Annotated in this window: 21 protein-coding genes; 14 read left to right on the forward strand and 7 right to left on the reverse strand. The window is 65.9% G+C overall.

The genetic code is table 11. From position 1 onward, the window contains the following. The first annotated feature begins 5 nt into the window (after positions 1 to 5). From DY467_RS09710 to DY467_RS09725, 4 genes are all read left to right on the forward strand, one after another. Positions 6 to 695: a Fe2+-dependent dioxygenase gene (locus tag DY467_RS09710; RefSeq protein WP_164635634.1), complete on the forward strand. Its 690-nt coding sequence runs from the start codon at positions 6 to 8 to the stop codon at positions 693 to 695. Further along, complete coding sequence (gene exbB / locus DY467_RS09715; protein ID WP_107356299.1) at positions 692 to 1,603, forward strand: tonB-system energizer ExbB; 912 nt, start codon at positions 692 to 694, stop codon at positions 1,601 to 1,603. The genes DY467_RS09710 and exbB overlap by 4 nt, the downstream gene beginning before the upstream one ends. A 3-nt stretch (positions 1,604 to 1,606) precedes the next feature. Beyond that, a complete protein-coding gene (gene exbD / locus DY467_RS09720; protein ID WP_107356298.1) occupies positions 1,607 to 2,056 on the forward strand; it encodes a TonB system transport protein ExbD in 450 nt (149 codons plus the stop codon). Between the two features lie 104 nt (positions 2,057 to 2,160). Then, entirely contained in the window at positions 2,161 to 2,955 is a 795-nt protein-coding gene (locus tag DY467_RS09725) for an energy transducer TonB (protein WP_107356297.1), read from the forward strand. A 557-nt stretch (positions 2,956 to 3,512) separates the two neighbouring features. Here DY467_RS09725 and DY467_RS09730 read toward each other — a convergent pair. The 3 genes from DY467_RS09730 to DY467_RS09740 all read right to left on the reverse strand — a co-directional run bounded on the left by DY467_RS09730 (position 3,513) and on the right by DY467_RS09740 (position 7,101). Further along, complete coding sequence (locus DY467_RS09730; RefSeq protein ID WP_164635636.1) at positions 3,513 to 4,262, reverse strand: SDR family oxidoreductase; 750 nt, start codon at positions 4,260 to 4,262, stop codon at positions 3,513 to 3,515. A gap of 162 nt (positions 4,263 to 4,424) precedes the next feature. Further along, entirely contained in the window at positions 4,425 to 5,159 is a 735-nt protein-coding gene (locus DY467_RS09735; protein ID WP_164635638.1) for an SDR family oxidoreductase, read from the reverse strand. Positions 5,160 to 5,292: 133 nt separating this feature from the next. Further along, the gene (locus DY467_RS09740) at positions 5,293 to 7,101 is read right to left on the reverse strand and encodes an IlvD/Edd family dehydratase (protein WP_164635640.1); all 1,809 of its coding nucleotides are present in this window, start codon (positions 7,099 to 7,101) and stop codon (positions 5,293 to 5,295) included. A gap of 236 nt (positions 7,102 to 7,337) precedes the next feature. On the opposite strand from DY467_RS09740, the gene DY467_RS09745 reads away from it, so the two are divergent. The 7 genes from DY467_RS09745 (at position 7,338) to DY467_RS09775 (ending at position 16,247) form a co-directional block, all read left to right on the forward strand. Next, the gene (locus tag DY467_RS09745; RefSeq protein WP_164635642.1) at positions 7,338 to 8,402 is read left to right on the forward strand and encodes an ABC transporter ATP-binding protein; all 1,065 of its coding nucleotides are present in this window, start codon (positions 7,338 to 7,340) and stop codon (positions 8,400 to 8,402) included. Positions 8,403 to 8,478: 76 nt separating this feature from the next. Then, a complete protein-coding gene (locus DY467_RS09750) occupies positions 8,479 to 9,804 on the forward strand; it encodes an ABC transporter substrate-binding protein (protein WP_164635644.1) in 1,326 nt (441 codons plus the stop codon). Positions 9,805 to 10,142: 338 nt separating this feature from the next. Beyond that, complete coding sequence (locus tag DY467_RS09755; protein WP_164635646.1) at positions 10,143 to 11,096, forward strand: carbohydrate ABC transporter permease; 954 nt, start codon at positions 10,143 to 10,145, stop codon at positions 11,094 to 11,096. Further along, on the forward strand, positions 11,089 to 12,015 hold the full coding sequence (locus tag DY467_RS09760) for a carbohydrate ABC transporter permease (RefSeq protein WP_107345251.1): 927 nt from the start codon (positions 11,089 to 11,091) through the stop codon (positions 12,013 to 12,015). Before DY467_RS09755 ends, DY467_RS09760 begins: the two co-directional genes overlap by 8 nt. A gap of 266 nt (positions 12,016 to 12,281) precedes the next feature. Further along, positions 12,282 to 13,268, forward strand: a complete 987-nt coding sequence (gene denD, locus DY467_RS09765) for a D-erythronate dehydrogenase (RefSeq protein WP_164635648.1) — start codon at positions 12,282 to 12,284, stop codon at positions 13,266 to 13,268. Positions 13,269 to 13,529: 261 nt separating this feature from the next. Further along, positions 13,530 to 14,699 (forward strand): acetyl-CoA acetyltransferase, encoded by a 1,170-nt coding sequence (locus tag DY467_RS09770; RefSeq protein WP_107345249.1) that lies wholly within the window; start codon positions 13,530 to 13,532, stop codon positions 14,697 to 14,699. Positions 14,700 to 14,720: 21 nt separating this feature from the next. Further along, a complete protein-coding gene (locus DY467_RS09775; protein WP_164635650.1) occupies positions 14,721 to 16,247 on the forward strand; it encodes a class I adenylate-forming enzyme family protein in 1,527 nt (508 codons plus the stop codon). Between the two features lie 217 nt (positions 16,248 to 16,464). Here DY467_RS09775 and DY467_RS09780 read toward each other — a convergent pair whose 3' ends face one another. Continuing rightward, positions 16,465 to 17,349 (reverse strand): hotdog family protein, encoded by an 885-nt coding sequence (locus DY467_RS09780; RefSeq protein ID WP_164635652.1) that lies wholly within the window; start codon positions 17,347 to 17,349, stop codon positions 16,465 to 16,467. Positions 17,350 to 17,555: 206 nt separating this feature from the next. Between DY467_RS09780 and DY467_RS09785 the strand changes: the two genes are divergently transcribed. The 3 genes from DY467_RS09785 (at position 17,556) to DY467_RS09795 (ending at position 20,439) form a co-directional block, all read left to right on the forward strand. Continuing rightward, positions 17,556 to 18,761 (forward strand): CaiB/BaiF CoA transferase family protein, encoded by a 1,206-nt coding sequence (locus DY467_RS09785; RefSeq protein WP_164635654.1) that lies wholly within the window; start codon positions 17,556 to 17,558, stop codon positions 18,759 to 18,761. A 179-nt stretch (positions 18,762 to 18,940) separates the two neighbouring features. Next, on the forward strand, positions 18,941 to 20,077 hold the full coding sequence (locus DY467_RS09790; protein WP_164635656.1) for a thiolase family protein: 1,137 nt from the start codon (positions 18,941 to 18,943) through the stop codon (positions 20,075 to 20,077). Next, positions 20,074 to 20,439: a Zn-ribbon domain-containing OB-fold protein gene (locus DY467_RS09795; protein WP_164635658.1), complete on the forward strand. Its 366-nt coding sequence runs from the start codon at positions 20,074 to 20,076 to the stop codon at positions 20,437 to 20,439. Before DY467_RS09790 ends, DY467_RS09795 begins: the two co-directional genes overlap by 4 nt. A gap of 57 nt (positions 20,440 to 20,496) precedes the next feature. Here the strand turns inward: DY467_RS09795 and DY467_RS09800 are convergent, their stop codons facing one another. The 3 genes from DY467_RS09800 to DY467_RS09810 all read right to left on the reverse strand — a co-directional run bounded on the left by DY467_RS09800 (position 20,497) and on the right by DY467_RS09810 (position 24,424). After that, the gene (locus DY467_RS09800; protein ID WP_164573654.1) at positions 20,497 to 21,051 is read right to left on the reverse strand and encodes a hypothetical protein; all 555 of its coding nucleotides are present in this window, start codon (positions 21,049 to 21,051) and stop codon (positions 20,497 to 20,499) included. Positions 21,052 to 21,171: 120 nt separating this feature from the next. Continuing rightward, entirely contained in the window at positions 21,172 to 23,241 is a 2,070-nt protein-coding gene (locus DY467_RS09805) for a TRAP transporter permease (protein ID WP_164635660.1), read from the reverse strand. A gap of 25 nt (positions 23,242 to 23,266) precedes the next feature. Then, on the reverse strand, positions 23,267 to 24,424 hold the full coding sequence (locus tag DY467_RS09810; RefSeq protein ID WP_164635662.1) for a TAXI family TRAP transporter solute-binding subunit: 1,158 nt from the start codon (positions 24,422 to 24,424) through the stop codon (positions 23,267 to 23,269). Positions 24,425 to 24,573: the final 149 nt, after the last annotated feature.

Genomic DNA, 24,573 nt, shown 5'->3' on the forward strand with positions numbered 1-24,573 from the left:
CGGCCATGCTGGTCTGTATTCCCGAGGTTCTGACGAAGTCCGAGGTCGCGGAATTCCGCCGCCTGATGGACGCCGCCGATTGGGAGGATGGCCGCTCCACCGCCGGCGCGCAGTCGGCGTTGGTCAAGCGCAACGAGCAATTGCCGCCGGACAGCGATCTGGCGCGTGCGCTCGGACGGCGGATCGTGTCGGCGCTCACCGGCAATCCGAAGTTTGTCTCCGCCGCGGTGCCGCTGCAGATCTTCCCGCCGCTGTTCAATCGCTACGCGGCGTCGGGCGGCCATCATTTCGGCATCCATGTCGACAATGCGGTGCGCGGTGATCATCTCACCGGTCTGCGTATTCGCACCGATCTGTCGGTCACGTTGTTCTTGGCCGAGCCGGACGAGTACGACGGCGGCGAACTCGTGATCGAAGACACTTACGGCTCGCACGAGGTCAAACTGGCCGCGGGCGATGCCGTGCTGTACCCGTCCACCAGCCTGCACATGGTGACTCCGGTCACGCGCGGCGCACGGGTGGCGTCTTTTTTCTGGCTGCAGAGCATGATACGTGATGCGCAGGCGCGCAGCATGATCTACGATCTCGACAACGCCATTCAGGCCCTGGTCGAGCGGCTGGGACGCGATGACCCTGAAACGGTCAAATTGACCGGTATTTATCACAACCTCATCCGCTACTGGGCCGAAGTATGAACAAGTTGAGCTTCCGATCGATCGGCGTTGCCCTGATCGCACTGTCGCTGTCCGCGCCGCTCGCGCCGTCCGTCGCACAACAGCCGGCATCGCCTCCCGCCGCCACCGCACCGTCGCAACCCGCCGCTCCCGCGCCGGCCGCCACCGCTCCCGCGCCGGCTGCATCACAGGCGCTGCCGGAGGCTGGGCATCAGCCGGGTAGCGTCACGCCCGGCCTGTCCGAGCTGTCGCCGTGGACGATGTTCCTCAACGCCGACATCATCGTCAAAATCGTCATGATCGGTCTGGCGATCTCTTCGGTGATCACCTGGACGATCTTCATCGCCAAGAAGGTCGAGCTCGGCCGCGCTCGTTTCCGGCTGCGCCGCTCGCTGAAGCAGATCGGTGAGTCCCGTTCGCTCGCCGAGGCGCAGATGGCGCTCGGCGACAAGCACAGCGTGCTGTCAATGCTGCTCGCCGCCGCGCTGCGCGAGGCGAAGCTGTCGGCCGGTCTGTCGAGCGATGAAGGCATCAAGGAGCGCGCGGCATCGTCGTTCAGCGAGTATGTGCGCGCCGAAGGCCGTCACATGCGCCGCGGCATGGGCTTCCTCGCCACCATCGGCGCCACCGCACCGTTCATCGGCCTGTTCGGCACGGTGTGGGGCATCATGAACAGCTTCATCGGCATTTCGAAGTCGCAGACCACCAACCTCGCGGTGGTCGCGCCCGGCATCGCCGAAGCGCTGCTCGCCACCGCGATCGGCCTCGTCGCCGCGATCCCGGCGGTGATCATCTACAATCACTTCTCGCGCGAGATCAAAGTCTACCTCGAACTGGTGGCCCGCGCGTCCGGCGCCGCCGGCCGCCTGCTGTCGCGCGATCTCGATCGCAGCCACGGCAGCGCGCATCGCGCCCGCGCGGCGGAGTGAGCGATGGCTGTTTCGCTCGGCAATTCCGACGATCTCGACGACGATTTCGACGAGACCCACGAGATCAACGTCACGCCGTTCATCGACGTGATGCTGGTGCTGCTGATCATCTTCATGGTGGCGGCGCCGCTGTCGACGGTGGACCTTCCGGTCAGCCTGCCGACCTCGAGCGCCACGCCGCAGAAACGGCCGGACAAGCCGACCTATGTCAGCATCAAGTCCGACCTCGCGGTGGCGATCGGCGAGAACCAGGTCAAGCGTGTCGACCTGGTGAAGACGCTCGACACCATGCCGGACATGACCAAGGAACGCTTCATCTTCCTGCGCGCCGACCGCGCGGTGCCGTATGGCGAGCTGATGGACGTGCTGGAGATGCTGCGGGCCGGCGGCTACGCCAAGATCAAGCTGGTGGCGCTGGAAGCGGTGCCCGGCGCCAAGCCGGACGGCAATTAGCCGTCTCGCACGAGGGGAAGAGGCAAAGCCTTTGAAGGCTTCGCCGGCCGGGTTGCTCCGGCCCGCTCGCAAACACAGTTGCACTTTGTTAGAAACGCAATCGCATGACCGACCCTGACCTCAACCGCAATGGCACCTACCGGCTCTGGCTGATGGCCGCCGTCGGCGCCGTGGCGTTGCACGTCGGCGGCGCCGCGCTGGCGCTGGTCAGCATGCCGGAAGATGCCGACGACGACGCGCTCGGCGCGCCGGCGATCGAGGTCGGCGTCGAGATGATGTCGCCGAAGATCGAGGCCTCCGATCTGCCGCCGGGCCCGGACACCGAGGCGTCGATGGCGTCGCCGGCGCTCAACGAGCAGAAGGCCGAGGTCAAGGACTCCGACCTGCCGAAGGACACGCCGCAGGAGACCGAGGAGCCGGACCGCGTCGTCACCACCGAGACGCCGAAGAAGGTCGACGAGGAGCAGAAGGAAAAGGCGCAGCAACAGCAGCAGGCCTCGACCGAGTCGGTCGCCGCTGAAGCCACCGCGATGCCGAGCAACGAGTCCGCCAAGGAAGGTCCGCGCTCGGTCGCGCCCGCGCAGGGCGTCGGCAAGGCCGCCGCCCGCATCCGCGCCACCTGGCAGAAGGAGCTGGTGGCGTATCTCGACAAGCACAAGCGCTACCCGAAGGAGGCCGCGCAGAAGAACGTGCGGATCGTCGTCGGCTTCGAACTCGACCGCGTCGGCCATGTGCTGTCGATGCGGATCGTCGAAGGCTCCGGCGACGCCGCGTTCGATCAGGCCGCGCTCGACATGATCAAGCGCTCCGACCCCGTACCCGCACCCCCGCCGCTGGTCGCCGACGAAGGCCTGACCTTCAGCCTGCCGGTGATCTTCCGGACCAAGGGGAAGGGCTAAGGGAGGCTGCCGGCTCGCTGAGCCCTGTCGGCCATCCGCGGCTGCCTGTCACTGCGACGCTTCCAGCCTGTCGTGTCTTCCACGACATCCTCGCGCCGTCATTCCGGGGCGCGAGCGAAAGCTCGCGAACCCGGAATCTGCTGCAAGCAATGACTAACGACCGTCATCGCCCGCGCAGGCGGGCGAACCCGTATTGCAGAGCCTTCGTGGTTATCATCGACGCCCTGGGATACTGGATCCCCGCCTGCGCGGGGATGACATGGGGGACTCATTCGGGCAGGAGGCAGGGCTTTCTCGCGCTGTCGCCAGTGGCGATGCCCGGAACGACAAACACCACTGCCAAAAGCCGTCATCGCCCGCGCAGGCGGGCGAACCAGTATTGCAGAGTCTTCGTGGTAATCGCCGACGCCCTGGGATACTGGATCCCCGCCTGCGCGGGGATGACATGGGGAGACTCGGTCACGCCGAAGCAAAGCCTCTCGCGGCACAGAACATCTCGGGATTCCGGGTTCGCGCTGCGCGCGCCCCGGAATGACGTTGCGGGGTAAGTGCGCAGCTTAATACGTCGCGCGTCCGCCGGAGATGTCGAACACCGCGCCGGTCGAGAACGCGCAGTCTTCCGACGCCAGCCATGCCACCAGGGCGGCGACTTCTTCGACCAGCACGAAGCGGCCCTTCGGAATCTTCGACAGCATGAAGTCGATATGCTGCTGGGTCATCTGGTCGAAGATCGCGGTGCGCGCCGCGGCTGGCGTCACGGCGTTGACCGAGATGTCGTAGGACGCCAGCTCCTTGCCGAGAGATTTGGTCAGCGCGATCACGCCGGCTTTCGAGGCCGAGTAGTGCGCGGCGTTCGGGTTGCCTTCCTTGCCGGCGATCGAGGCCATGTTGACGATGCGGCCGTATTTATGCGCGATCATCGACGGCACCACAGACTTGCAGCACAGAAACGGGCCGTCGAGGTTCAGCTTCAACACCCGCTGCCACTCGGCGTAGTCGGTCTCCCACACCGTCTTGTTGACGCCGGCGATCCCGGCATTGTTGACTAGAATGTCGATCTTGCCGAACGCCTGCAGCGTCGCGTCACGTGCGCGGTCGACCGCAGCCGGATCGGTGACATCGACCGCGACGGCGATCGTCACGTCGTCGCCGATCTCCTTGGCGGTCCGCTCGGCCAGCGCAAGATCGTGGTCCCACAGCGCCACCTTGGCCCCCGATGCAACGAACCGCTCCGCGATCGCCCGCCCAATCCCCTGCGCCCCGCCGGTGACCACGGCGCAGCGATGGTTGAGGTCGATGGTGTTCATGGCAGTCTCATCCTTGCTGCTCGATCCGGCTCCTCATGGTGAGGAGGCGCGAAGCGCCGTCTCGAACCATGAGGTGGCACGGCCTGGCTCCCTTGGCTCATCCTTCGAGACGGCTGCTGCGCAGCCTCCTCAGGATGAGGCCGCGTAGTCGGCGTGACGTATTCACAACGTCCAACCGCCATCGATGATGTGCGCGACGCCGGTGGTGAAGGCGCTTTCGTCGGAGGCGAGGTACACTGCCAGCGCAGCGATCTCCTCGGCGTTGCCGAGGCGGCCCATCGGTTGGCGCGACACGAACATCTCGCGGCCCTGCGGTCCGAGCGCGGCGGCGCGGCCGAGCATCGAGGGGGTTTCGATCGTACCCGGGCAGATCGCGTTGCAGCGGATGCCGCGGGTGATGAAATCGACCGCGACCGCACGGGTCAGCGCTGCGACGGCAGCTTTTGTTGCGCCATAGACGTAGCGGTTCGGCGCCGCCTTGAACACGCCGGCGGCCGACGAGATGTTGACGATCGAGCCGCGGCCCGCTTCCAACATCGCGGGCAGAAACGCGCGGATGGTGCGGTGCATCGACTTGACGTTGAGGTCGAACGAGAAGTCCCAATCCGTATCCGAACAGTCGAGCACCGTGCCGTGATGCACGAAGCCGGCGGCGTTGAGCAGGATGTCGACGGTGCCGGCCTCTCGGGCGATCGTTTCGACTGCCGCGGTGTCGCGGACGTCGAGCTTCGCGGTCCGCGCGATGCCGTGCTCGGCGAGCGGCGCCAGCCCGGCGTCATCGATATCGGTCGCGAACACCTCGGCGCCCTCGCGCGCAAACGCGATCGCCGATGCCCGCCCGATCCCCGCCGCCGCCGCGGTGACGAACGCGCGTTTGCCTTTCAGGCGGTCGGTCATGCTGTTTCCTCCCGACGACGTCATGGCCGGGCTTGACCCAGCCATCCATCGTTCTTCGTGTGATGATGGATGCGCGGGTCAAGCCCGCGCATGATGATCATAATGGGGCACGTGCCGTGCCCAAGCCGCCCCATCAATGATTATGCCGCGCCACGCCGACAGCACCGGCGATGTTCTGGTAGCGGGTGGCGAACTCCATGCAGGCGCCGGTGGCGTGCTGGCCGACGGTCGAGCGATACAGCTCCTGCCACGGCGTCTGGTGCTTCGGATAGGCGAAGCCACCATGCTCGGCGAGATCGGCGCGGCGCTGCTTCAGTTCCTCGTCCGAGATCAGGATGTCGGCGCTGCCCTTGTTGAGGTCGATGCGGACGCGGTCGCCGGTCTTCAGCAGCGCCAGCCCGCCATTGGCGGCGGCTTCCGGCGTGGCGTTGAGGATCGACGGTGAACCCGAGGTGCCGGACTGGCGGCCGTCGCCGATGCACGGCAGCGAGTGGATGCCGCGTTTGATCAGCGCAGCCGGCGGCTGCATGTTGACCACTTCGGCGCCGCCCGGATAGCCGATCGGCCCGGTGCCGCGCACGAACAGGATGCAGTGCTCGTCGATATCGAGCGCCGGATCGTCGATGCGGTGGTGATAATCCTCCGGCCCTTCGAACACGATGGCGCGGCCCTCGAACGCGTTCGGGTCCTTCGGATTGGACAGATAGCGCTCGCGGAATTCGAGGCTGATCACGCTGGTCTTCATGATCGCGGAATCGAACAGATTGCCGCGCAGCACCAGGAAGCCGGCGTCATGCACCAGCGGCGTGTCGTAACGATGGATCACGTCGCCATCGGGGGCGGGCGCGCCGGCGCAGTTCTCACCCATGGTCTTGCCGTTCACCGTCAGCGCGTCCTGGTGGATCTTGCCGTGGCGCATCAATTCGCCCACCACCGTCGGCACGCCGCCGGCGCGGTGATACTCTTCGCCGAGGTAGAGACCGGCGGGCTGCAGATTGACCAGCAGCGGAATGGCGTGGCCGACGCTCTGCCAGTCGTCGATCGACAGCTCGACGCCGACGTGGCGCGCCAGCGCATTGAGATGGATCGGCGCGTTGGTCGAGCCGCCGATCGCCGAATTGACCACGATGGCGTTCTCGAACGCCTTGCGCGTCAGGATATCGGACGGCTTCAGATCCTCCCACACCATCTCGACCGCGCGCACGCCGGTTTCGTAGGCGATCTGGCCGCGCTCGCGATACGGCGCCGGGATCGCGGCGCAGCCGGGCAGCGACATGCCAAGCGCTTCGGCCAGCGAGTTCATGGTCGAGGCGGTGCCCATGGTGTTGCAGTGCCCAACCGACGGCGCCGACGAGGCCACGATCTCCATGAACTGTTCGTAGTCGATCTCGCCGGCGGCAAGCCGTTCGCGCGACTTCCACACCACGGTGCCGGAGCCGGTGCGCTCGCCATTGTGCCAGCCGTTGAGCATCGGGCCGCCCGACAGCACGATCGCCGGGATGTTGACGGTCGCGGCCGCCATCAGGCAGGCCGGCGTAGTCTTGTCGCAGCCGGTGGTCAGCACCACGCCGTCGAGCGGGTAGCCGAACAGCACTTCGACCAGGCCGAGATACGCAAGATTGCGATCGAGTGCCGCGGTCGGCCGCTTGCCGGTTTCCTGGATCGGATGCACCGGAAACTCCATCGCGATGCCGCCGGCCGCCCGGATGCCTTCGCGGACGCGCTGCGCCAGATCGAGATGGTGCCGATTGCAGGGCGACAGGTCGTTGCCGGTCTGGGCGATGCCGATGATCGGCTTGCCGGACTGCAGTTCCGCGCGGGTCAGTCCGTAGTTCAAATAGCGCTCCAGATAGAGCGCGGTCATTCCCGGATTATGCGGATCGTTGAACCATTCGCTGGACCGGAGTTTGCGCCGGGGGCTGCCGGCATCGTGCTTCGTCATCGTGTCTCCCGCACCGCACACATCCTTGAAGCGGATGTTTTGAGCGCCTTTGCTGAGCATGGAACGGCGCGCATGCTGGCATGTCGCACCGCGCTACGCAATCGGCGTAGTGTGATCACGCCGGACTAATTTGCGAGCGCGACAGCGGCTAAATATTCTGCTAAGAGTTGCGTCAACATAAGTCTCACGCCGGCGGCAACGACCGCAACAAATGGCGGGACATCGGGAGGTGCTGGATGGCGTCGGTGCAGATTCACGACGTGCGTAAGTCTTTCGGCGGCTTCGAAGTATTGCACGGCGTGACTGTTCCCATCGAAGATGGTGAGTTCGTCGTTCTGGTCGGCCCGTCCGGCTGCGGCAAATCCACTTTGCTGCGGATGCTCGCAGGGCTGGAAAAAATCACCGCAGGAACGATCTCGATCGGCGAGCGCGTCGTCAACGACGTGCAGCCGAAGGAGCGGGACATCGCCATGGTGTTCCAGAACTACGCGCTGTACCCGCACATGACCGTCGCCCAGAACATGGGCTTTTCCCTGAAGCTGCGCGGCGCCGATCAGAAGACCATCGACAGCAAAGTGAGGCGCGCTGCCGACATCCTCGATTTGGGCAAATTGCTCGACCGCTATCCGCGCCAGCTCTCCGGCGGCCAACGCCAGCGCGTCGCGATGGGCCGGGCGATCGTGCGCGATCCGCAGGTGTTCCTGTTCGACGAGCCGCTGTCGAACCTCGACGCCAAGCTGCGGGTGGCGATGCGCACCGAGATCAAGGAACTGCACCAGCGGCTGAAGACCACCACGGTTTACGTCACCCACGACCAGATCGAGGCGATGACGATGGCCGACAAGATCGTGGTGATGCAGGACGGTGTGGTCGAGCAGATCGGCGCGCCGCTGGATTTGTACGACCGGCCTGACAACAAGTTCGTGGCCGGCTTCATTGGCTCGCCGGCGATGAACTTCCTCGACGGCACGTTGAATGTGAACGGCGGCCAGCCCTACGTCGAGACCGCCAGCGGCGCCAAGCTCCCGGTGATGGCGGCGCCGGCGAACGGCAACGGCCGCACCGTCTCCTACGGCATTCGTCCCGAGCATCTCGACTTCGCCGACAGCGGCATTGCGGCCGAGGTCGCGGTGGTCGAGCCGACCGGCTCCGAAACCCAGATCGTTGCGCGGGTCGGCGATCAGGAGGTGATCGCGGTGTTCCGCGAACGGCATCCGGTCGCGCCCGGCGATCTGATCCATCTGCAGCCGCGCGCCGACGTCGCGCATCTGTTCGACAAGGAGAGCGGCCGGCGGATCTAGAGCGTGACAGACAAATACAAGAATTGGTCGATCAACGAACCAATGCATAAAGCGGAACATAGGGAGTGAACGACAGATGACGGACTTTACCCTCGATCGCCGCACGTTGTTGAAGGGTGGCGCGATCACGTTGGCCACGGCAGCGACGATGTCCGCCGACCAGTTGCTTGGCTACGCCAAGGCCTGGGCGCAGGCCTCGCCGTGGAAGCCGGAGCCCGGTGCCAAGATCAATCTGCTGCGCTGGAAGCGGTTCGTCGAAGCCGAAGACGTCGCCTTCATGAAGATCGTCGACGCGTTCCAGAAGGCCAACAACGTCACCATCAACGTCTCCAACGAGTCCTATGACGACATCCAGCCCAAGGCGTCGGTCGCCGCCAACACCGGGCAGGGGCTCGACATGGTGTGGGGCCTGTACTCGTTGCCGTTCCTGTTCCCGAACAAGTGCACTGACGTGTCGGACGTCGCCGATTATCTCGCCAAGAAGTGCGGCGGCTGGAGCGACTCCGGCAAGGCCTACGGCATGTTCAACGGCAAGTGGATCGGAATTCCCGTGGCGGCGACCGGCGGCCTCGTCAACTACCGGATCAGCGCGGCCGAGAAGGCCGGCCACAAGGAGTTTCCGAAGGACCTCGCCGGCTTCTCCGATCTGGTGAAGGGCATGAATAAGAACGGCACGCCGGCCGGCATGGCGCTCGGCCACGCTTCGGGCGACGCCAATGGCTGGCTGCACTGGGCGCTGTGGGCGCACGGCGGCGCGCTGATCGACAAGGACAGCAAGGTCGTCGTCAATTCGCCCGAGACCGCGAAGGCGCTCGAATACGTCAAGGGGCTGTACGACAACTTCATCCCCGGCACCGCGTCGTGGAACGATGCCTCCAACAATAAGGCGTTCCTGGCCGGCCAGCTCTATCTCACCACCAACGGCATCTCGATCTACGTCACGGCGAAGAAAGACAACAAGGAGATGGCGGAGGACATCAATCACGCGCATCTGCCCGCCGGGCTCAACGGCAAGACCCGCGAGCTGCATCTCGGTTTCCCGATCCTGATCTACAACTTCACCAAGTTCCCGCAGACCTGCAAGGCGTTCACCGCCTTCATGATGGAGCCGGAGCAGTTCAACCCGTGGGTCGAAGCGGCGCAGGGCTATCTGTCGCCATTCCTGCTCGACTACGAGAAGAACCCGATGTGGACCGCGGACCCCAAGAACACGCCGTATCGCGACGTCGCCCGCACCGCCTCGACGCCGGCCGGCGACGCCCAGATGGGCGAGAACGCGGCGGCGGCGATCGCCGACTTCGTCGTGGTCGACATGTTCGCCAACTACTGCACCGGCCGCGAAGACGTGAAGACCGCCATGAGCAGCGCCGAACGCGCCGCGAAGCGGATCTTCCGGGCTTAGGGCGGTTATCGCTGCGGGAGCCGGCGCCGATTGCGCCGGCATCCGTCCCTCATGGTGAGGAGGCGCGTCAGCGCCGTCTCGAACCATGAGGCCGATGCGCTCGCGGCCATCCTTCGAGACGCCCGGCATCGCCCTTCGGGTTCCGCCGGGCTCCTCAGGATGAGGGCGGTGCAAGTCGCGGCGCGTGGATTTCCAAGGTCGTCATGGCCGGGCTTGTCCCGGCCATCCACGGACGAGGCGCCTGATACGTGGATGCTCGGGACGAGCCAGGGCATGACGGTGAGGAACGACGGGTCGGTCGGAATGAACCAGAAGACGTCAACAGAAAGCAGCGGCCGATGAGCACGATCCAGACAGTCGCGCCGGGGCGGACCGACGGCGGCCCTTCCGCCTGGCAACGCCTGCGCACCAGCCGCAACTTCATTGCGCTGTGGTTCATGCTGCCGGCGGCGGCGTTCCTGATTCTGTTCCTGGCGTATCCGCTGTTTCTCGGCGTCTGGATGAGCTTCACCGACGCGCGGATCGGGCGCGGCGGGGTGTTCATCGGGATCGAGAACTACGAATGGCTTTGGGACGACAGCATCTTCTGGCTGTCGGTGTTCAACACCATTCTGTACACGGTGGTCGCCAGCGCGATCAAATTCGCGGTCGGCCTGTATCTGGCGCTGCTGCTCAACCGGCACATGCCGTTCAAGGCGATCATCCGCGCCGCGGTACTGGTGCCGTTCATCGTGCCGACGGTGCTGTCGGCGATCGCGTTCTGGTGGATCTACGACTCGCAGTTCTCGATCATCTCCTGGTCGCTGATCAAGCTCGGGGTGATCGACCAGAACATCAATTTCCTCGGCGACAGCAACTGGGCGCGCGCATCGGTGATCTTCGCCAATATCTGGCGCGGCGTGCCGTTCGTGGCGATCACGCTGCTGGCCGGCCTGCAGACGGTGTCGCCATCGCTGTATGAGGCGGCGACGCTGGACGGCGCCACCGCGTGGCAGCGCTTTCGCTACATCACCTATCCTTTGCTGACGCCGATCATCGCGGTGGTGATGACGTTCTCGGTGCTGTTCACCTTCACCGACTTCCAACTGATCTGGGCGCTGACCCGCGGCGGCCCGGTCAACGCCACGCATCTGATGGCGACGCTGAGCTATCAGCGCGGCATTCTGTCGGGCCGGCTCGGGGAGGGCGCGGCGATCGCCACCGCCATGATCCCGTTCCTGCTCGCGGCGATCGCGATCTCGTGGTTCGGCATGCAGCGGCGCAAATGGCAGCAGGGGACCGACAATGACTGAGACCACCGCCTCCGATCCCCGGCTCGCCGTCAAAGCCGCCGCCACCGTGGCGCAGAGCGACGACAGCGAGGGCATGAGCTATCTGGAGTCGCTGCCGCGCCGGCTGGTGACACTGTATCTGCCGCTGTTCGTCATCCTCGTCGTGCTGTTGTTCCCGTTCTACTGGATGGGGCTGACGGCGATTAAACCGGACGAGCAGCTGATCGACATGGAGACCTACAACCCGTTCTGGGTGGTGCATCCGACGCTGAAGCACATCCAGAAGCTGCTGTTCGAAACCCAATATCCGCGGTGGTTGTGGAACACGATGTATGTCGCGGCGGCCTCGACCGTGCTGTCGATCGCGGCCAGCGTGCTCGCCGCCTATGCGATCGTGCGGCTGCGCTTCCGCGGTGCCGACACCGTCGGCGGCGCGATCTTCCTGGCGTATCTGGTGCCGCCGTCGATCCTGTTCATTCCGCTCGCCTCGGTGATCCAGGCCTACGGCCTGTTCGACTCGCCGCTGTCGCTGATCCTGGTGTATCCGACGCTGCTGATCCCGTTCTCGACCTGGCTGCTGATGGGCTATTTCAAGACCATCCCGTTCGAGCTCGAGGAATGCGCGCTGATCGACGGCGCCTCGCGCTGGCAGATCCTGATCAAGATCATCATTCCGCTGGCGGTGCCGGGGTTGATTTCGGCCTTCATCTTCTGCTTCACGCTGTGCTGGAACGAATTCATCTACGCGCTGACCTTCCTGCAGTCGACGCCGAACAAGACCGTGCCGGTGGCGATCGTCAACGAGTTCGTCGACGGCGACATCTACAAATGGGGCTCGCTGATGGCCGGCGCCCTGGTCGGCTCGCTGCCGCTCGTCATCCTCTACGCGTTCTTCGTCGAGCATTACGTGTCGGCGATGACCGGGGCGGTGAAGGAATGATTCTGCTCCGTCATTGCGAGCGCAGCGAAGCAATCCAGCTCCGTGCACCGAACTGGATTGCTTCGTCGCGTCGCTCCTCGCAATGACGAAGTGCGGAGATCGCTGAGGCATTGCCGCCCGATCGACCTCATCCTGAGGAGCGCGCTCTTGCGCGCGTCTCGAAGGATGGGCCACACTCGCCTCATGGTTCGAGACGGCGCTTCGCGCCTCCTCACCATGAGGCGCACTGCACGGGGCCTTCGCCCCTCCAATCGACGGAGCTTTCCTTGCACATTCTGATACTCGGCGCCGCCGGCATGGTCGGGCGCAAGCTCACCGAGCGGCTGCTGGCGGACGGGCGGCTCGGCAGCCGCGAGATCACCCGGATGACGCTGCAGGACGTGGTCGCGCCGGTGCGGCCGCCGCATGCCTCGATCGCGATCCAGGTGGTGACCAGCGATCTCGCCGAGCCGGGGCAGGCGGCGGCGCTGGTGGCGCATCGGCCGGAGGTGATCTTCCATCTGGCGGCAATCGTCTCGGGCGAAGCCGAGGCTGATTTCGACAAGGGTTACCGGATCAATCTCGACGGCACCAAGCATCTGATCGATGCGATCCGTGCCGAGGGCGACGACTATCATCCGCGGCTGGTGTTCACCTCGTCGATCGCGGTGTTCGGCGCGCCGTTCCCGGATAAGATCGGCGATGAATTCCTGTCGGCGCCGCTGACCAGCTACGGCACCCAGAAGGCGATCTGCGAACTCCTGATCGCCGACTACACCCGCAAGGGCTTTTTCGACGGCGTCGGCATCCGCCTGCCGACGATCTGCGTCCGACCCGGCAAGCCGAACAAGGCGGCGTCCGGCTTCTTCTCCAACATCATCCGCGAGCCGCTGAATGGCGAGGAGGCGTTGCTGCCGGTGTCGGACGAGGTGATGCACTGGCACGCCTCGCCGCGCTCGGCGGTCGGCTTCTTGATCCACGCCGCCACCATGGACACCGCCGCGATGGGGCCGCGCCGCAGCCTGTCGATGCCCGGGCTGCCCGCCACGGTCGGCGAGCAGATCGCCGCATTGGAGCGCGTTGCCGGCAAAGCTGTGGCCGCCCGGATCAAGTGCGAGCCGGATCCGACCATCATCGGCATTGTCGCCGGCTGGCCGCGCAATTTCTCGACCGACCGCGCGCTGAAGCTCGGCTTCACCACCGCCGAAAAGACCTTCGACGACATCATCCGCATCCATATCGAGGACGAGTTGGGTGGCAAGTTCGTGAAGTAATCGCCTTGCCCCGCACCGTCATTGCGAGGAGCACCCGGATCGGCGCTTCGCGCCGTCCAGGCACAGGCTCCGCGGGAAGCGATCCAGCTCCGTGCACGGTCTCTGGATTGCTTCGCTGCGCTCGCAATGACGCGGATGGGCCGGCGTCCGCCCTTCGTGCCACGCCCGGCCACCATTCCGTGAGCGGGGATGTCTTTATCTGATGGTCATCCTATAATAAATCCAGGTTCGAGTTTCATCGACCTTCGAGGAGAAAACGCCATGACTGCCAGCATCGTTGGATGGGCCCATATGCCGTTCGGCAAGTTCGACGCCGAAACCGTGGAAAGCATGATCGTCCGTGTCGCCACCGAGGCGATCGCCGACGCTGGGATTGCGCCGGGCGACGTCGACGAGATCGTGCTCGGGCATTTCAATGCCGGCTTCTCGCCGCAGGACTTCACCGCCGCGCTGGTGCTGCAGGCCGATCCGGCGCTACGGTTCAAGCCGGCCACCCGGGTGGAGAACGCCTGCGCCACCGGGTCCGCCGCCGTGCATCAGGGCATCCGCGCGATCGAATCCGGCGCCGCCAAGGTCGTGCTGGTGGTCGGCGTCGAGCAGATGACCCGCACCCCGGGGCCTGAGATCGGCAAGAACCTGCTGCGTGCGTCGTACTTGCCGGAAGACGGCGACACCCCGGCCGGGTTTGCCGGCGTGTTCGGCATCATCGCCCAGAAGTACTTCCAGAAATACGGCGACCAGTCCGACGCGCTGGCGATGATCGCCGCCAAGAACCACCACAACGGCGTCGCCAATCCCTATGCGCAGATGCGCAAGGATTTTGGCTTCGAGTTCTGCCGCGCTGAAGGCGAGAAGAACCCGTTCGTCGCCGGCCCGTTGAAGCGCACAGATTGCTCGCTGGTGTCCGACGGCGCCGCGGCGCTGGTGCTGACGTCTGCCGAGAACGCCAAGGCGATGGGCAAGGCGGTGAACATCCGCGCCCGCGCCCATGCGCAGGATTTCCTGCCGATGTCCAAGCGCGACATTCTGCAGTTCGAAGGCTGCACCGTGGCCTGGCAGCGCGCGCTGGAGCAGGCGGGCGTCACGCTGAACGATCTGTCGTTCGTCGAGACCCACGATTGCTTCACCATCGCCGAGCTGATCGAATACGAAGCGATGGGCCTGACGCCGAAGGGGCAGGGCGCCCGCGCGATCAAGGAGGGCTGGACCCAGAAGGACGGCAAGCTGCCGATCAATCCGTCCGGCGGTCTCAAGGCCAAGGGTCATCCGATCGGCGCGACCGGCGTGTCGATGCACGTGCTGAGTGCGATGCAGCTGCTCGGCCAGGCGCCGGAAGGCATGCAGATCAAGGACGCCAAGCTCGCCGGCATCTTCAATATGGGCGGCGCGGCGGTCGCCAATTACGTGTCGGTGCTCGAACCGGCCAAGTAACCAACAGCCGGGGGGCGGGGGATGAATCTGGCGGAATGGCTTGCTGCGAGCGCCCGGCTGCGGCCGGGCGCTCCGGCGCTGCTGACGGGCACCACGGTCGATGCCGACTACGCGACGTTCGCGTCGCGTGCGGCATCGTTCGGCGCGGCGCTGGCGCGCGATTACGGCATCGCGCCCGGCGATCGCGTCGCGTTGTTCGCGCATAATTGCACGCGCTATCTCGAAGCGCTGTACGGCATCTGGTGGGCAGGCGCGGTGGCGATCCCGATCAACGCCAAGCTGCACGGCAAGGAGGTCGCCTGGATCTGCAGCAACGCGGAAGCGAGACTCGCGCTGATCTGCGACGACACCGCCGACACCTTCAACGACGCCTCCTGCGATCTGCCGCCCGGCATGGCGGTGCTGGCGATCGACAGCGACGGCTACGACCGTGCCCGCAGCGGCGAGGGGGCCAAGGCGCCGGTCGCGCGCGACGATCACGATCTCGCCTGGCTGTTCTACACCTCCGGCACCACCGGCCGGCCCAAGGGCGTGATGCTCAGCCACGGCAATCTCGTGGCGATGTCGCTGAGCTATCTGGCCGATGTCGACGCGGTGACGCCGGAGGATGCGGCGCTGTATGCCGCGCCGATCTCGCACGGCGCCGGGCTCTACAACATGATCCACGTCCGGTTCGGCGCGCGGCACGTCGTGCCGGAGTCCGGCGGGTTCGATCCGGACGAGGTGCTGAGTCTCGGCAAGCAGCTCGGCAACGTCGCGATGTTCGCCGCGCCGACCATGATCAAGCGCCTGGTCGAGGCCGCCAAGCGCCGCGGCGAGACCGGCGAGGGGCTGCGCACCATCGTCTATGGCGGCGGACCGATGTATCTCGCCGACATCCGCGAGGCGCTCGGCGTGATGGGCCAGCGGTTCGTGCAGATCTACGGCCAGGGTGAATCGCCGATGACGATCACCTCGCTGAAGCGCGCGCTGCACGCCGACGTCGATCATCCGCGCTATCTGCAGCGGCTCGCTTCGGTCGGCACCGCGCAGAGCGTGGTGTCGGTGCGGATCACCGGCGCGAACGGCGAAGTGCTGCCGCCGGGCGAGACCGGCGAGATCGAGGTCAAGGGCTCAACCGTGATGCTCGGCTATTGGAACAATCCGCAGGCCAATGCCGAGACGCTGAAGGACGGCTGGCTGCGCACCGGCGATGTCGGGCGCTTGGATGACGACGGCTTCCTGACGCTGTCAGACCGCTCCAAGGATGTGATCATCTCCGGCGGCACCAATATCTATCCGCGCGAAGTCGAGGAGGCGCTGCTGACGCATCCGGCTGTGCGCGAGGTTTCGGCGATCGGGGTGGCCGATCCGGAATGGGGCGAGAACGTCGTCGCCTGTGTCGTGCTCGCCGATGGCGTAGCGGCCGACGACGCCACGCTCGACGCCCACTGCCTCGCCACCATCGCCCGCTTCAAGCGCCCCAAGCGCTACGTCTATCTCGACGCGCTGCCGAAGAACAATTACGGCAAAGTGCTGAAGACGGAGCTGCGGAAGATCGTGAAGTAATTCGGCAACAACTTCCGATTCTCCTCGTCATGGCCGGGCGCGTCCCGGCCATCCACGCCTTTGGGGCATCGCGAATTCAAAGGCGTGGATGCCCGGCACAAGGCCGGGCATGACGAACTGATAGGTCCGAGAATGCCAAGGTCGCAAGATGCTGGAGGCAACCCTCCGCCGTCATCGCGAGCCACCGGTTTGGCGCGATATCGACGACGGTCGCCGGTTATCGCATCACCCCCACCATCGCCGGACGATCGTCGCCGTTGATCCAGAGGCCGAAGGTGGTGCCGTCTTCGGTTGCGGCCTCGCGCAGCGATGCAATGCGGCCGAAATACACCGGGCCTTTCAGCCACAGGTCGAGCTGAGTCGGCGGTTCTGGTGTCGGCGCGAGGTGACCGAGGTATTGCGCGGCGATGCGCTGCGGGTGGGCCGAGGCGGCGGCGAAGCCGGTGGCACGGGCGTAGATATCGACGAGGTGCAGCGGATTGTAATCGCCGGTCAGCGCTGCCCAACGCAGCCGCTCGTCGCCAGCGACGGTCCATTGCGTCAGCGGCGGCAGCGACAGCTCGATCGCGGGCGAGGCCATCGGCGCGCCGTCGTCGGCGCCGTGGCTCGCCGGCCCGTCGAAGCGGCCGCGATAGTAGAATGTGGTGATGCTCTGCCACGGGCAATCCTCGCCCTGCATCAGTTGCGCCAGGACGTCGAGCTCGATGCCTTTGTCATGCACCCGCCAGCCGGTCGCCCGCACGATCAGGTCGGACGGCGTGTCGAGCTTGATGGTGCCGCTGCGGATCAGTCGGTTGCGGAGCTGCAGCGCGCGCCAGATCGGCAGCGGCCAGTCCCGGCACATCAGCAGCGCCATCGTCAGCCGGAAGCCGGTGACATGCGGCGCCAGCAGCATCAGGCGGTCGGCGGTCGCCGCATCGTCGCGGCCCGCAGCGCGTTGCAAGGTCGCCAGCGCAGCGGGACTGATCTGATAGCCGCGCCAGATGAAGCTGAAATCCGGGAAGCCGTCTTTCGGATTCCAGCCGCGCGAGGGCGCGAAGGCGTTCAGCATCAGCGCCGGGCCGAATGGCGGCGCGGTGTAGGTTGTATGATGGGTGGTCATCGCCGCTCGTCTCCGCCCCAAACTGCGGGAAGTCAACGGTTCGGCGGCTGCTCGGTCAATGAGGGCGGTCAAAACCTTCCGTGGTGTGGAGTTTGTCCCGCATGGCGCCATGCCGGGCGCCGGCTTGATCTCGGCGAGCCGGTCCCGTTACATCGCCATGACGGCGCCGATCAGAGCGCCGCGAACAAGGGATGCGAAGCGCCGCGATGGGGCCACTGGTGGGCACGACAATCGTCGACATGACGTCGGTGCTGATGGGGCCGTACGCCACCCAGATGCTCGGCGATTACGGCGCCGACGTCATCAAGATCGAATCCCCCGACGGCGACGTCACCCGGCAGATCGGTCCGGCGCGGCATCCCGGCATGGGGCCGGTGTTTCTCAACGCCAACCGCAACAAACGCAGCATCTGCCTCGACCTCAAGCACGACGCCGGCCGCGCCGCCGCGTTGCGGCTGATCGCGCGCGCCGACGTGCTGGTCTATAATGTTCGCCCGCAGGCGATGGCGCGGCTGCGGCTCGGCTATGACGACGTCGCGCCGCTCAATCCGCGGCTGATCTATGCCGGCGTGTTCGGCTTCGGCCAGGATGGGCCGTATGCGGCCAAGCCGGCCTATGACGATCTGATTCAGGGCGCCACTGCGCTGCCGGCGCTGAATGCGCGGATCGGAGACGGGACGCCGCGCTACGTGCCGAATGCGCTGGTCGACCGAATCGTCGGGCTCACCGCGGTCGGCGCGATCTGCGCCTCGCTGGTGCATCGGGATCGCACCGGCAAAGGCCAGCGGCTCGACATCCCGATGTTTGAGACCATGGCGAGTTTCGTGATGGGCGATCACATGGGCGGCCTCACCTATGAGCCGCCGCTCGATCGCGGCGGCTACGCACGGCACCTGTCGCCGGACCGCCGGCCGTATCAGACTGCCGACGGGTACATCTGCGCCATGGTCTATAACGACAAGCAGTGGATCAGCTTCCTCACCGCGGTCGGTCGCGATGACCTGCTGGCTGACGACCGCTACACCAGCTTCGCCCGGCGCGCGGTGAACATCGACGTGGTCTATGCCGAGCTGGCGCGGATCTTCCTGACCAGGACTACGGACGAGTGGGTGACATTGCTCGACGCCGCCGACGTACCGGCGATGCGGATGCACGACCTCGAAAGCATCCTCGACGACCCGCATCTTGTCGCGACCGATTTCTTCCCCGTCGTCGAGCATCCCAGCGAAGGCGCGATCCGCGACATGAAGGTTTCGGCGACGTGGTCGAATACCAAGGTCGAGCGCCAGCGCTTCGCGCCGCGGCTCGGCGAACACGGCGCCGAGGTGCTGCGCGAGGCGGGCTATGGCGCGGACGAAATCGCGGCGCTGGCGGAATGTGGGGCGCTGAAATTGCCGGAAGCGGAGAGTTGATCGATGAATTCGGCGGCCGGGTCTCGCCAACGGTCTCTCGTTCGTCATTCCGGGGCGCCGCGAAGCGGCGAGCCCGGAATCCATAACCACCGTCAGGGGATATGGATTCCGGGCCCGCGCCAAGAGGCGCGTCCCGGAATGACGAACGCGAAGGGATTTGTAACAGGCAGGCGGCGATCATGAGCTACATCACCGGCGTGGGTCTCACGCCGTTCGGCAAGATCGATGGTTCGACCACGCTCAGCCTGATGCGCGATGCGGCGGAGGCGGCGATTGCGGATGCGGGGCTGAAGCGCGGCGACATCGATGGGCTGCTGTGCGGCTATTCGACCACGATGCCGCATATCATGCTGGCGACGGTGTTCGCCGAGCACTTCGGCATCCGGCCGAGCTATTGCCACGCGGTGCAGGTCGGCGGCGCCACCGGCATGGCGATGGCGATGCTGGCGCATCAGCTGGTCGAGAGCGGGGCGGCCAAGAACATCCTGGTCGTCGGCGGTGAGAACCGGCTGAGCGGGCAGAGCCGCGACGCATCGGTGCAGGCGCTGGCGCAGGTCGGTCACCCGGTCTACGAGGTGCCGCTCGGGCCGACCATCCCGGCCTATTATGGCCTGGTGGCATCGCGCTACATGCACGACCACGGCGTCACCGAGGAAGACCTCGCCGAGTTCGCGGTGCTGATGCGCAGCCATGCGATCACTCATCCCGGTGCGCAGTTCCGCGAGCCGATCAGCGTCACCGAGGTGATGGCGTCGAAACCGATCGCCTCGCCGCTGAAGCTGCTCGATTGCTGCCCGGTGTCGGATGGCGGCGCCGCGCTGGTGATCAGCCGCGAGCCGACCACCGAACATCGCATCAAGGTGCGCGGTTGCGGTCAGGCCCATACTCATCAGCACGTCACCGCGATGCCGGCCGAAGGGCCGTCCGGCGCCGAGCAGTCGATCGCGCGGGCCTGGGCGGCGAGCGGCGCTGCGGTGTCCGACGTGAAGTATGCTGCCGTGTATGACAGCTTCACCATCACGCTGTTGATGCTGCTCGAAGACCTCGGGCTCGCAGGCCGAGGTGAAGCGGCGGCGCGGGCGCGGGATGGCTATTTCTCGCGAAATGGCGCGATGCCGCTGAATACCCATGGCGGACTATTGAGCTACGGCCATTGCGGCGTCGGCGGCGCGATGGCGCATCTGGTCGAGACGCATCTACAGATGACCGGCCGGGCCGGTGATCGTCAGGTCCACGATGCCTCGGTGGCGCTGCTGCACGGCGATGGCGGCGTGCTGTCGTCGCATGTCAGCATGATCCTGGAGCGGGTGCGATGAGCGAGATGGCGATGCCCGATTGGACCGGCGGCGAGCCGACGATCACCTATCAGCGCTGCGGCGGCTGCGGCGCGGTGCAGTATTTCCGCCGGGATTTTTGTGCGGCCTGCGGGGGCGAGGAACTGACAACGATGGTGGCGGGCGGCGAGGGCGTGGTGTGCGCCGCGACCCTGGTGCATCGCGCCGCCACCGCCGAGGCGCGGGCGCATGTGCCGTTCAAGATCGTGCTGGTCGATTGCGCCGAGGGATTCCGGATGATGGCGCATGGTGCGAACGATCTGGTGATCGGCGACCGCGTCCGCGCCGGGTACACGAGCTTCACAGGCCAGTTGGTGCCGATGTTCGAGAAGCTGCCGGGCTAATCACCGGACGTGCGGCGGCGGGCGCGGTAGCCCGCCGCGTTTGGACATCTCAGAAATTCAGCCGCACCACACCCGGACGACGCGCTGGGTATTGGGGTCGAGCTCGACATTGCCGCGGTCGGTCCGGTAGTCGCGGGTCAGCACGTCGCCGGTGTGATAGACGCGGAGCACCTTGCCGGTCAGGTCGCATTCCGATGATGTCGCGGTGAAGATCAGCCACGGGATTGGATCGTCGTCGCCGCGAAACAGCGAGATCGCCTGGGCGAGTTCTTCGGCGTCGCCGAAGGTCGCTTCCCGGGTGCTGCTGCGGGCGTGGATGCGGACACCGCGCAGCGCTTTGCCCGGGCCCCAGTAGTCGGCGGGATCGCGCGGGATGGTGGCTTCGCCGACGATGGGTGTGATCACCGGCAGCACGATCCCGGTCGGTGCATCGGCGACGAAATCGAAGTCCTGAATGCCGTCGTCCGGTGGCCGGATGTAGAACCACGGCGACAGCCGCGGTTGCTTCCAGCCGGAGGTCGGCACCGTGCCGTGGGTGACGATGTGAATCTGCGGAGGCTTGGTCTTGACCAAGCTGAGCTCAACCGAAGTGACTTCCAATACACGCTGCATTGCAAAGCTCCTTGGTTTGAAACGCCAGGATGCTCAACCAATGCGAGTGGTGTGTCCAGGGAAATCAACCGGCAGACCGCCGCGGCGTCGGTGCTGTGACCGGCGCTGCGGCGGTAGCTGCTACACGATGGGGCGGGCGAGGCGCTGACCGCCGCCGTCGCCGCGGCGGACGAGCAGCAGCGCGATCGCCAGCGTCGGGATCAGCAGGCACAGCCCGAGCGAGGTGACCTGCACCTGCGACAGCGGATTGATGCCGCCGCCCGGCGTCGCCAGCACGAAGCCGCCGATCACCAACGCGATGCGCAGCGGCCATTCCAGGGCGCCGGCGCGGCGCAGATTGCCGATGCCGACCTGATAGCCCTGGATGCCACCGCAGATGCACAGCGTGCCCCCGGCCGCCAGCGTCAGCAGGCCGAGCGCGGCGAGATAGGGGCTCGGCCCTTGCAGCACCAGCGCCGGGTTCATCACGAAGAAGAACGGGATGAAGTAGATGATGCTGCCCACCCACATCGATTCCCATCCGGTCTTCATTGCCGGTGAGCCGGCGATGCCGGCGGCCGCAAAGGACGCGATGGCCACCGGTGGCGTGATCGACGACAGCATGCCCCAATAGAAGATGAACATGTGCACCGCCATCCGGTTCAGCCCGAGCTTTTCCAGCGCCGGCGCCACCAGGATCGCCAGGAAGATGTAGCAAGCGGTGGTGGTGAGGCCGAGGCCGAGGATCAGGCTGGTGATGGCGCACATCGCCAGCAGCAGGAAGGCGTTGTCGCCGGCCAGCCGCAACAGATCCGCCGCGAGGCTGGAGATCACGCCGGTCATCGAGAATGCGCCGATCAGCAGGCCGCATCCGGCCAGGATGCCGATCAGCTCGACGAAGGTGCGGCCGTTGACCTCCAGGAAGCGCACGATGCTGCCGAGGGTCCAGCGGGTCTCCTTGGAGAAGATCTGGTTGAGCACCAGCAGCAGCGCGGTGGCGTAGAACGGCGCGTGGCTCTCGCGCTTGAAGTACAGCAGCATCACCACCAGCAGGGCGATCACGAAGGCGTAGTACCAGCCTTCCTTCAGCGTCTGCCACAGGCTCGGCAGTTCCGAGCGCGGGATGCCCTCGAGCCCGTGCCGTGCCGCATAGGCGTCGACCTGCATGAACAGGCCGATGTAATACAGCGCCGCCGGCACGATGGCGGCGAGCGCGACCTCGGCATAGGAGACGTTGAGGAACTGCGCGATGACGAAAGCGGTGGCGCCCATCACCGGCGGCGCTAGCACCGCGCCGGTCGAGGCGCAGGCTTCGATCGCCGCCGCATAAGAGGCGCGGAAGCCGCTCTTCTTCATCACCGGGATCGTCATGGTGCCGGCGGTCAGCACGTTGGAAATGATCGAGCCGGACATCATGCCGAGCAGGGCCGAGGCGAAGATGCAGACCTTGGCGGCCCCGCCGCGGAACGTGCCGCAGATCGAGAACGACAGGTTGATGAAGAACTTTCCGGCGCCGGTCAGCATCAGCGCGGTGCCGAACACCAGAAAGCCGATCACGGTGTCGGCGAACGCCTGAATCGGAATGCCGAGCAGGCTCTCGCCGGACAGCACGTGGTAGGCGGTCGCCTGTTCCAGCGTCGACTGCGAGCCGCCGAGCGGGCCGAGCCAGCGCGCACCGGCGAACAATGGATACACCGTGAACGGAAACACGCAGAGCAGCAGACTCCAGCCGCCGGTGCGCCGTAGCGCCTCCATCAGCAGCGCCCACATCACCAGGCCGGCGATGAACACATGTGTCGGCGCGCCGCCGAACTCCCAGCCGGCTTCGGCCGCTTTGCGGATGGAGCCCATCAGCACCAGCGCCGCCACCACGGTCGCGGCGAACAAGGCGATGTCGTACAGCGGCACGCGGTCGAGCCGCGCGGTCGATGTTCCCGGGAAGATCAGGAAGGTGAACGGCAGCATCAGCGCAATCAGGAGATAGAAGTACTCCGTGTTGAGCTGGGTGTAGCCGATGAAGAACCGCAGCGAAAACTGCTGGTTGATGCACAGCAGGATGGTGGCCGCGGCGGCGGCCACCAGCGCCCAGCGCCAGAAGCCGGTCAGGCTCCGGACGCGGGTGACTTCGGCTTCCTGCATGTTGTCGACCGAGTGCGGATCGTCGAGCACGATCCGTTTGGTCGGGCGGGCGGCGGATTCAGCAGCGCGCATGGCAATGTCCCGGCGGTGCGATGCGTTATTCGAACCCGTTCGGCAGGCCGGCCCGCTTCAATGCCGCGGCCCGTGCTGTCATCCAGCCGTCGCGGAATTCCTGATCACCGGACGGCGCCGCGGCTGCGTACTGCTTCCAAGCCGCGGCCAGCACCTCCTGGCGCTTGATCAGCCCGTCATTGTGAGTCTGATCCTCGGCGGTCCACTGGCCGGCTTCCTTCAGCGCCTTCACCGCGCCGGGATGGAACGGCACCACCCATTTCATCGTCTGGGTCTTCACCGCGAGGCCGGTCGCGCCCGGGGCGCTGTCCTTATAGGCGTCGTAGTCGACGATCATCGCCTTGGTGATCGAGTACACCTGATCGGCCGACTGCGTCGCGTACACGGTGGCGATCGGATACGGGTAGTTCGACAGCTCGATCGGCTTGCTCGGCTGGTGCGCGGCGCCGCAGCTCGACATCGCCGGATTGAAGAACGGGGCGACCTTCTTGACGCGTTCCCACGCCGCCTTGTCGGCATGCGGCATCGGCGGCCAGATCAGGCCGCGCGGCGAGTTCTCGGCCTCCTTGGCCGGGCCGGTGATCGTCGTTCCGAACGCGGCGTCGACGTCGTTGTTGACCAGGCCCTTCCACATCGCGCCGTAGCTGGCGAATTCGACGATCTTGACGTCGTCCTTGGTCAGGCCGCCATAGGCCATGATGCCGAGCGCATTCTGGTTGAGCGCCGGCGAGCCGACCACGAAGCCGACGCGCTTGCCGCGCAGGTCCTTGATCTCTTTGACGCCGATGTCGGCGGCGACGCCGAGCGAGGAGCCGTTGCAGTCGACCACGCTGAGCGTGATCTGCAGCGGCTGCGGGCCCCATTCCTTGGCGCCGAATTCGAACACGCCTTCCTGCGCGAAGTAAGTGCCCGATCCCATCCAGGCGAGCTGGGCGCGGCCGTTGCGCAGCGGGGCAAGGCGCGCGACGTCGTTGCCGGCGGGCAGTACGCGGACGTCGGTTCCGTGCTTATCCTTCATCATCTTGCCGACCGCGACCGCGATGTTGAAACCGGCGGTGCCGGTGTCGTACGCGGTGAATGCCATCGTGGTTGGTAGCTTGATGTCGTCAGCACGCGCGGTGGTTGTAGTGATCAGCGCGCAGCCCACGGCGAATGCCGCGAGCGGACCGAAACGTCCCGTCATGTTTCTCTCCCGAGCGCATCCGCTTTGCGGATTGCTTTGTTATCAGGAGAGCATGTCACCGCAGTCGAGTGATGGCAACGCGATGGCCGCGTCGTCTGCACACGACATCGACGCCGCTCGATGCGACATTACGTCCCGACATCGCGCGT

Source organism: Rhodopseudomonas sp. BR0G17, from assembly GCF_010907025.1.
GTDB lineage: Bacteria > Pseudomonadota > Alphaproteobacteria > Rhizobiales > Xanthobacteraceae > Rhodopseudomonas > Rhodopseudomonas palustris_H.

Excerpts from the sequence above, each read along its gene's own strand:
- DY467_RS09710 (WP_164635634.1), top strand. The coding sequence starts at position 6 with ATGCTGGTCTGTATTCCCGAGGTTCTGACGAAGTCCGAGGTCGCGGAA.
- exbB (WP_107356299.1), top strand. The coding sequence starts at position 692 with ATGAACAAGTTGAGCTTCCGATCGATCGGCGTTGCCCTGATCGCACTG.
- exbD (WP_107356298.1), top strand. The coding sequence starts at position 1,607 with ATGGCTGTTTCGCTCGGCAATTCCGACGATCTCGACGACGATTTCGAC.
- DY467_RS09725 (WP_107356297.1), top strand. The coding sequence starts at position 2,161 with ATGACCGACCCTGACCTCAACCGCAATGGCACCTACCGGCTCTGGCTG.
- DY467_RS09730 (WP_164635636.1), bottom strand. The coding sequence starts at position 4,262 with ATGAACACCATCGACCTCAACCATCGCTGCGCCGTGGTCACCGGCGGG.
- DY467_RS09735 (WP_164635638.1), bottom strand. The coding sequence starts at position 5,159 with ATGACCGACCGCCTGAAAGGCAAACGCGCGTTCGTCACCGCGGCGGCG.
- DY467_RS09740 (WP_164635640.1), bottom strand. The coding sequence starts at position 7,101 with ATGACGAAGCACGATGCCGGCAGCCCCCGGCGCAAACTCCGGTCCAGC.
- DY467_RS09745 (WP_164635642.1), top strand. The coding sequence starts at position 7,338 with ATGGCGTCGGTGCAGATTCACGACGTGCGTAAGTCTTTCGGCGGCTTC.
- DY467_RS09750 (WP_164635644.1), top strand. The coding sequence starts at position 8,479 with ATGACGGACTTTACCCTCGATCGCCGCACGTTGTTGAAGGGTGGCGCG.
- DY467_RS09755 (WP_164635646.1), top strand. The coding sequence starts at position 10,143 with ATGAGCACGATCCAGACAGTCGCGCCGGGGCGGACCGACGGCGGCCCT.
- DY467_RS09760 (WP_107345251.1), top strand. The coding sequence starts at position 11,089 with ATGACTGAGACCACCGCCTCCGATCCCCGGCTCGCCGTCAAAGCCGCC.
- DY467_RS09770 (WP_107345249.1), top strand. The coding sequence starts at position 13,530 with ATGACTGCCAGCATCGTTGGATGGGCCCATATGCCGTTCGGCAAGTTC.
- DY467_RS09775 (WP_164635650.1), top strand. The coding sequence starts at position 14,721 with ATGAATCTGGCGGAATGGCTTGCTGCGAGCGCCCGGCTGCGGCCGGGC.
- DY467_RS09780 (WP_164635652.1), bottom strand. The coding sequence starts at position 17,349 with ATGACCACCCATCATACAACCTACACCGCGCCGCCATTCGGCCCGGCG.
- DY467_RS09785 (WP_164635654.1), top strand. The coding sequence starts at position 17,556 with ATGGGGCCACTGGTGGGCACGACAATCGTCGACATGACGTCGGTGCTG.
- DY467_RS09790 (WP_164635656.1), top strand. The coding sequence starts at position 18,941 with ATGAGCTACATCACCGGCGTGGGTCTCACGCCGTTCGGCAAGATCGAT.
- DY467_RS09795 (WP_164635658.1), top strand. The coding sequence starts at position 20,074 with ATGAGCGAGATGGCGATGCCCGATTGGACCGGCGGCGAGCCGACGATC.
- DY467_RS09800 (WP_164573654.1), bottom strand. The coding sequence starts at position 21,051 with ATGCAGCGTGTATTGGAAGTCACTTCGGTTGAGCTCAGCTTGGTCAAG.
- DY467_RS09805 (WP_164635660.1), bottom strand. The coding sequence starts at position 23,241 with ATGCGCGCTGCTGAATCCGCCGCCCGCCCGACCAAACGGATCGTGCTC.
- DY467_RS09810 (WP_164635662.1), bottom strand. The coding sequence starts at position 24,424 with ATGACGGGACGTTTCGGTCCGCTCGCGGCATTCGCCGTGGGCTGCGCG.